General features: G+C 62.4%; 7 protein-coding genes, 1 tRNA gene and 1 pseudogene. 1 reads left to right on the top strand and 8 read right to left on the bottom strand.

Annotated elements, in window-relative coordinates:
- Positions 1–117: 117 nt before the first annotated feature.
- Together AUQ37_RS07050 and AUQ37_RS07040 are read right to left on the bottom strand one after the other, a co-directional pair.
- Complete coding sequence (locus AUQ37_RS07050) at positions 118–753, bottom strand: recombinase family protein (protein ID WP_058747990.1); 636 nt, start codon at positions 751–753, stop codon at positions 118–120.
- Between the two features lie 498 nt (positions 754–1,251).
- Positions 1,252–1,327 (bottom strand) — tRNA-Val (locus tag AUQ37_RS07040).
- Between the two features lie 130 nt (positions 1,328–1,457).
- On the opposite strand from AUQ37_RS07040, the gene AUQ37_RS07035 reads away from it, so the two are divergent.
- Complete coding sequence (locus tag AUQ37_RS07035) at positions 1,458–2,441, top strand: bifunctional N(6)-L-threonylcarbamoyladenine synthase/serine/threonine protein kinase (protein WP_058747988.1); 984 nt, start codon at positions 1,458–1,460, stop codon at positions 2,439–2,441.
- Between the two features lie 125 nt (positions 2,442–2,566).
- Here AUQ37_RS07035 and AUQ37_RS11415 read toward each other — a convergent pair whose 3' ends face one another.
- The 6 genes and pseudogenes from AUQ37_RS11415 to AUQ37_RS07015 all read right to left on the bottom strand — a co-directional run bounded on the left by AUQ37_RS11415 (position 2,567) and on the right by AUQ37_RS07015 (position 5,486).
- A complete protein-coding gene (locus AUQ37_RS11415) occupies positions 2,567–2,899 on the bottom strand; it encodes a DHHA1 domain-containing protein (protein WP_201013845.1) in 333 nt (110 codons plus the stop codon).
- Positions 2,830–3,747, bottom strand: coding sequence for a DHH family phosphoesterase (locus tag AUQ37_RS07030; protein ID WP_201013844.1), 918 nt, complete (start codon positions 3,745–3,747; stop codon positions 2,830–2,832). Before AUQ37_RS07030 ends, AUQ37_RS11415 begins: the two co-directional genes overlap by 70 nt.
- The gene (locus AUQ37_RS11410; RefSeq protein ID WP_201013843.1) at positions 3,744–3,914 is read right to left on the bottom strand and encodes a hypothetical protein; all 171 of its coding nucleotides are present in this window, start codon (positions 3,912–3,914) and stop codon (positions 3,744–3,746) included. Before AUQ37_RS11410 ends, AUQ37_RS07030 begins: the two co-directional genes overlap by 4 nt.
- 5 nt (positions 3,915–3,919) lie before the next feature.
- Positions 3,920–4,375, bottom strand: a complete 456-nt coding sequence (locus AUQ37_RS07025; RefSeq protein ID WP_058747987.1) for a 30S ribosomal protein S15 — start codon at positions 4,373–4,375, stop codon at positions 3,920–3,922.
- A 55-nt stretch (positions 4,376–4,430) separates the two neighbouring features.
- Positions 4,431–4,733 carry an NUDIX hydrolase gene (locus tag AUQ37_RS07020; RefSeq protein ID WP_058747986.1) on the bottom strand — a complete coding sequence of 101 codons (303 nt, stop codon included), beginning with the start codon at positions 4,731–4,733 and terminating at the stop codon, positions 4,431–4,433.
- An 88-nt stretch (positions 4,734–4,821) separates the two neighbouring features.
- A pseudogene (locus AUQ37_RS07015) lies at positions 4,822–5,486 on the bottom strand (fibrillarin-like rRNA/tRNA 2'-O-methyltransferase).
- Positions 5,487–5,523: the final 37 nt, after the last annotated feature.

The raw sequence follows: 5,523 nt of genomic DNA, 5'->3' as shown, positions 1-5,523 counted from the left end.
GATTTTGTATCTGAAACGTCCGTTTCGAAGACATTTTTGCCGAAGGACAGAACTATTTAAAGAACGGGGGGGCAAAAACGGCGGAAATCAACCCCCCGTCAAAAAACAGTATCTGCTTTACCCCCCGTCTCGAAAACATCGCGCCCGGCGGCCGCCGTCGACGAGCTCGAGGATGCGGGGCTTGTGCCGGCAGTTGACGAGGGTTCCGACAGGGACCCCGATCTCTGCAGCGATCTTCCTCCACGAGAGGCCTGCGCTCCGGAGCTCCGCCGCCCTCCGGTAATCGATGTCCTCGCGGGGCCGGGCGCCGAGGCGCACGCCGGCGGCCTTCTTGGCTGCAAGGGCCTCCCGGGTCCGAACGGCGATGATCTCGCGCTCCCACTCGGCGATGGATCCGATGACCTGCATGATGAGCTTGCCCTGCGGGGATGTGGAATCGATCTCCCCGAGATCTAGCGTGATGAGGCGCACGCCCCAAAGATCTAGATTGGAGACGGTGGCGTCGAGGGCGGGGACCGAGCGCATGACGCGATCTAGCTTGGTGACGAGGATCGCGTCGAAGCGATGCTCCGAGGCATCCGCCATCAGCGCCTTCCATCCGGGGCGGTTCTCGTTGCGGCCGGAAGCCTCGTCAGTGTAGGTCTTTGCGACATTCCATCCGTGCGCTTGAGCATACTCCGTGAGGGTTGGGATTTGGAGTTGCTCATCCTGTTTTTCCGTCGATACCCTCGCGTAGATCGCAACTCTTACCATTGATCACCATCTCGACTAGAATCTTGAATTGCGCCGGGTCCACTTGGGACGCGGCGGTGAGGATCTCCGGACCGAGCAGATCCACCAGGAGCGCGGCGAGCCGGATAGAGCAGGACACGGCCTCGGATTTCGTCATTCCCATCAATAGCGCCAACTGATCAATCAGATTGGCCGTCGAGGCGGTCTGCCCATATGAAGTGCGGGACCAACGGTACGTCCTAGTCGTTTTTGACGGCATCAGACGAACATCGGCTTCGGCTCCTTCGATCGTTGTCTGCACGGAGATCCGATGTTTTCAAACGGGGGTCTTAATTTAAAACATCCCATCTCTCTTCATTCATTTCACTTTCATTTCACTTTCATTTCACTTTTCTATCTGGCTAGTGTTTTGGAGTATTTAAAGAAGTGAATAAAGTGAATAAAGTGAATAGTTTCTTAGAGAGTTCTTAATAGCGCATATGCCACGGAATTTATTGACCTAATGACCAGACAATAAGATGGTGGGCCCGGCCAGATTTGAACTGGCGACCTTCACAATGTCAATGTGACGTCATAACCCCTAGACCACGAGCCCAGTAGGCCTCTGTAATAACTGGATATAATTATACTTTCCGAATGCCCGGTCCCGGACCGGCAGGTTCTGGCCCTCCGATATGCAGGAAGATTTGGGAAACGGTTATTATCACGACTTCCATGGAAGGGCGATGATAACGCTGGGGATCGAGGGCACGGCGCACACTCTGGGCGTGGGCATCGTCGATTCGGACGGGAAGATAATGTCGAACGTGATCGACATGTACCGGCCGCCCCAGGGCGGGCTCCACCCCAGGGAGGCGGCCAACCACCATGCCGAGGTCGTCGCCGGAGACATCGGGAAGGCCCTGGAAGAGGCAGGGATCTCCATTCACGACGTGGACCTGGTCTCGTTCTCCATGGGCCCGGGCCTCGGCCCCTGCCTGCGCGTCGCGGGCACCGCCGCGAGGTCCCTCGCGCTGTCCCTCGGGGTCCCGATCGTCGGCGTCAACCACTGCATCGCCCATATCGAGATCGGCAATGCGACCACCGGATGCTCCGACCCGGTCCTGCTGTATGCCTCGGGAGGCAACACCCAGGTGATCGCCTATTCGGACCGCCGCTACCGCATCTTCGGAGAGACCCAGGATGTCGGGATCGGGAACATGCTGGACAAGCTCGGCAGGGAGCTCGGCCTGGGATTCTACGCCGGGCCGGCCATCGAGAAGCTGGCCAAGGACGGCGACAGGCTCCTGGACCTCCCTTACTCGGTCAAGGGGATGGACATCTCCTTCTCCGGGATACTGACAGCCGCCGAGTCCTACAGGGACAGGGGCTGCAGGATCGAGGACATCTGCTATTCAGTCCAGGAGACCGCCTTCGCGATGCTCACAGAGGTCACGGAGAGGGCGATGGCCCATGTGGGCAAGTCAGAGGTCCTCCTGGGCGGCGGAGTGGCCCAGAACGGCCGTCTCCGCGAGATGTTGTCCGAGATGGCCAAGGAGCGCGGCGGGAAGATGTTCGTCCCTGAGAGGAACCTCTGCAGGGACAACGGGGCGATGATCGCGTGGCTCGGGAACCTTATGTACGGATCCGGGGTCAGGATGGAGATCGCCGACACCGAGGTCAGGCAGCGCTTCAGGACCGACGAGGTCCCCGTCACCTGGCGCGACTGACCGACACATAGTATCCAGGCGGTCGAACTGCGGCCGATCGATATCTGAACAAAATCGATACTGCCGCCGACTGGCACTTTAGAGATACACCGGATATCCGAATAGGCCGGGCCTGATACCGGGGCTCAGTTCTTCATCTTCTTCTGCCGGCCGACGGCCTCGTCGGCGGCCTTCAGGAAGTCCTGCAGCCTCTCGGACGGGAACGATCCGCCCGCGGCGATCCTGTGGCCTCCGCCCTCTCCTCCGGCGGCCTGAGCGGCCTCCGCCATCGCCCCGGCCAGGTCCACGCCCTGCTCCAGGAGGGAGAACGTCGCCCTCGAGGAGGCGTTCGCCTTGGGGTCGGAGGTGTTGACTCCGACAGTGGGCTTCGACGGGTCGGCGAAGTAGCTCATGGCGGTCCCGCAGACCATCCCGGTGAAGCCGACGACGGAAGAATCGAACCACTGGATGTTCTCCATCTGGACCAGGCCCTCCCTGTCGACGGCCAGGACTGCCTCCAGGAGCTCCCTGGAGGATGCCCTGTCGATCTCCTCGGCGCCTTCAGGGACTCGGCATCGCCCATCCCTGCGGCGACACCCAGCCCGGCCTCCCCGGAGCGCCCGGCGGCGTTCAGGACGCCTGAGAGCGACTCAGCATCGGTTCTCCAGCCCGGGAGCCAGTACCTGGTGCGGGCCAGCTCCTCGAGCTTCTCGCGGGTGACCCCCTGGGAGATCAGCTTCAGGGCGATGAGGCTGGACAGCCTGTCCTTCTCCTCCTCGGTCAGGTCTGCCTGGGACCTGTCCCCGGATATCCCCGCATCGGCCAGCAGGGCCGCCGTCCCCGTCTCGCTGCCGCTCACTCCGCGGATGTAGGGGTCGGTGGACAGGTAAAGGGATTCCGAGAGCTTCCCGGGCGGGATCAGCGAGCCCGGTCTCTCCTCGGCCAGCCCTCTCTGCTCAGCGCCGCTCAGGACGAAGGCGTTCAGCCCGCTGAGGCCGTTGATGTGCTGCCTGTCCCCTGCCATGCCGGCGAGGGCCAGGGGCGCGAGGTCCCAGTTGGATCCGTCCAGGGTGACAGCGAAAAGGAACGCCATCGTCGCGCCGCATCCCGAGGTCATGCCGTCGATCCCGTACAGGTGGGGGTTGGCGTAGACGGCCTTCTCCGCCTGGTCCTTCACCGTGTGGTGGTCCAGGACCACCGCGTCGCAGGGCAGGGCATCGAAGCGCTTGATGTAGGATGCTCCGAGATCGGTTATCAGGACGCATTCCGACGGGGTCTCCTCGATCGTCTTCATCTGCTCCTCGTTGAGCGTCGGGAAGATCGTCATGCGGAACTCCTTCCCTTCGCGGAGTAGGGCCTCGAGATGATGGCGGCGGCAGTTATGCCGTCGGCATCGAAGTGCGAGTAGCATTGGATAAAATCATGGCCGCGGACAGTGTCCGCGGCCGCCCGCAGGGCGGAAAGAAGTTTAGAAGGCAGGTCGAAACCTTCCATGAAGCTCACTTGAGCATCAGTTCAGCGTTGGAGAGAGAATACTTCCAGGTCTCGGGAAGGACGCCGTTCTCTTTGTAGTAGCGCTCCAGGCGCCTGATCTTCGCTTCGATCAGGGTCAGTCCGCGCTTGTTGGCGACGTCGTTCGGGTTTGCTGAAACATGGTTGTTGAGGTTGATCGCGCGGACCATGAGGGCGGCGAGGTCCTCGGGAAGTGCTCCGCTGGCCTTCCTCTCTGCCATGATCTCGGTGACGGTCTTACCGGTCGCGAACTTCACGTTGGGGACGGCGTACTGGTCCCTGAGCACCATGCCGATCATAGCGGGGGACATACCCTCGTTGGCGAATGCCTCGATCTTGTCCTCTATCTCGGTGGCTGACAGGGGGACCCAGTCGGGGTTCTCGGTGATCATGGGGCGTTTGGAGGACGCCTTTCCCTTTCTTCTTGCGTGCATTCTTGCCATTATGAATCACTCATCTTGGCGGCGAGGCTAGGTCTTCCCTATCGGTGTTCCCTATTTAAAGTGTGTTGTAAGGCCGATCGGAGGCCCCGCAGGCGTCCAGTTCGCGCTCCGCCCAGGGGACGGTGTCCAAATACTCCTCCCTGGGGAAGGACAGCTTCTCTGGGAGCGAGCCGAAGAACGAGCTCTCCATCTCGCAGTCCCCGTCGGCTGCCCCGGCATCCGCGACGGCCGCGCACACATAGCAGTGGCCCAGGTCCCTCGTCGCGACCACCTTTATCGCGAACCCGGACTCCTCCCGCGTCTCGCGGACGGCGGCCTGCTCCGGGGTCTCGCCTTCCTTGATGTGCCCCCCGGGCATCTCCCAGCCCCCTCTCCGGGCGTGAAGACCATCAGGAACCTCCTGCCGCGGAACGCGACGGCGTACACCGTCGAGCCGGTGTCCGGGGTCATGCGCGCCTCACGGCGATCATCTCGTGGGAATCCTCGAACGGCTCCAGGCGCCTGGCGTCGACGATCTCGAACCCTCTCTCCCTCAGGCGCTCCTCGGCCCTCCTGAAGATCCTAGCCGGCTCCTCGGCCACGTCCTCGGACCTCGCCTTGACCGCCATCATGCCGTGCTCGGCGCCGTACGCCTCCATGTTGTCGGCCAGGATGTCGGCCTGCCCCTTCTGCGCCACGTCCTGGTAGACGATGTCGGCGTGCGAGACCATGAAAGAGTACTCCGAAGGCCGGGTGGCGTCGCCAGGATCGGGATCATGTTCTTCCTCGGCCGGCAGTTCGAGACCAGCTGCCTGAACATCCTGGGTGCGAACTCGACGCAGTAGACCTTCCCCATGCTGGCTATGTCGGAGACGTGCGACGGGGTGGTCCCGCTCGAGGCCCCGAGGTACAGGACGGAGGACCCCGGGAGGAACGGGAACGCCCTCCCTTCGTTCGCCAGGTAGGCGGCGAGCTTGCTGCGGTGCGGGTCCCATTCGCGGTACTCCTTCCCGCCCTCCGTGACGGTCCTCTCCCCGTAGACGCGGGTGCCGGGCGCGCCGAGAGGGTGTAGAGGCGGCCGTTCTCCGCGAAAACGGTCCCCGATGTGAAATCCATGGGCTGCATTCCCCACTCCGATGCGGCGCCGCCCGATAAAAAAAGTGCGCCGG

Source organism: Candidatus Methanomethylophilus sp. 1R26 (genome assembly GCF_001481295.1).
Lineage (GTDB): Archaea > Thermoplasmatota > Thermoplasmata > Methanomassiliicoccales > Methanomethylophilaceae > Methanomethylophilus.
The sequence above is the reverse complement of the archived record's forward strand: the minus strand, read 5'-3'. Positions and strand labels throughout refer to the sequence as shown.

Bases quoted from the DNA above. Each gene is read 5' to 3' on its own strand.
- AUQ37_RS07050 (WP_058747990.1), bottom strand. From the start codon at position 753: ATGGTAAGAGTTGCGATCTACGCGAGGGTATCGACGGAAAAACAGGAT.
- AUQ37_RS07035 (WP_058747988.1), top strand. From the start codon at position 1,458: ATGATAACGCTGGGGATCGAGGGCACGGCGCACACTCTGGGCGTGGGC.
- AUQ37_RS11415 (WP_201013845.1), bottom strand. From the start codon at position 2,899: ATGGAGAACATCCAGTGGTTCGATTCTTCCGTCGTCGGCTTCACCGGG.
- AUQ37_RS07030 (WP_201013844.1), bottom strand. From the start codon at position 3,747: ATGACGATCTTCCCGACGCTCAACGAGGAGCAGATGAAGACGATCGAG.
- AUQ37_RS11410 (WP_201013843.1), bottom strand. From the start codon at position 3,914: ATGGAAGGTTTCGACCTGCCTTCTAAACTTCTTTCCGCCCTGCGGGCG.
- AUQ37_RS07025 (WP_058747987.1), bottom strand. From the start codon at position 4,375: ATGGCAAGAATGCACGCAAGAAGAAAGGGAAAGGCGTCCTCCAAACGC.
- AUQ37_RS07020 (WP_058747986.1), bottom strand. From the start codon at position 4,733: ATGCCCGGGGGGCACATCAAGGAAGGCGAGACCCCGGAGCAGGCCGCC.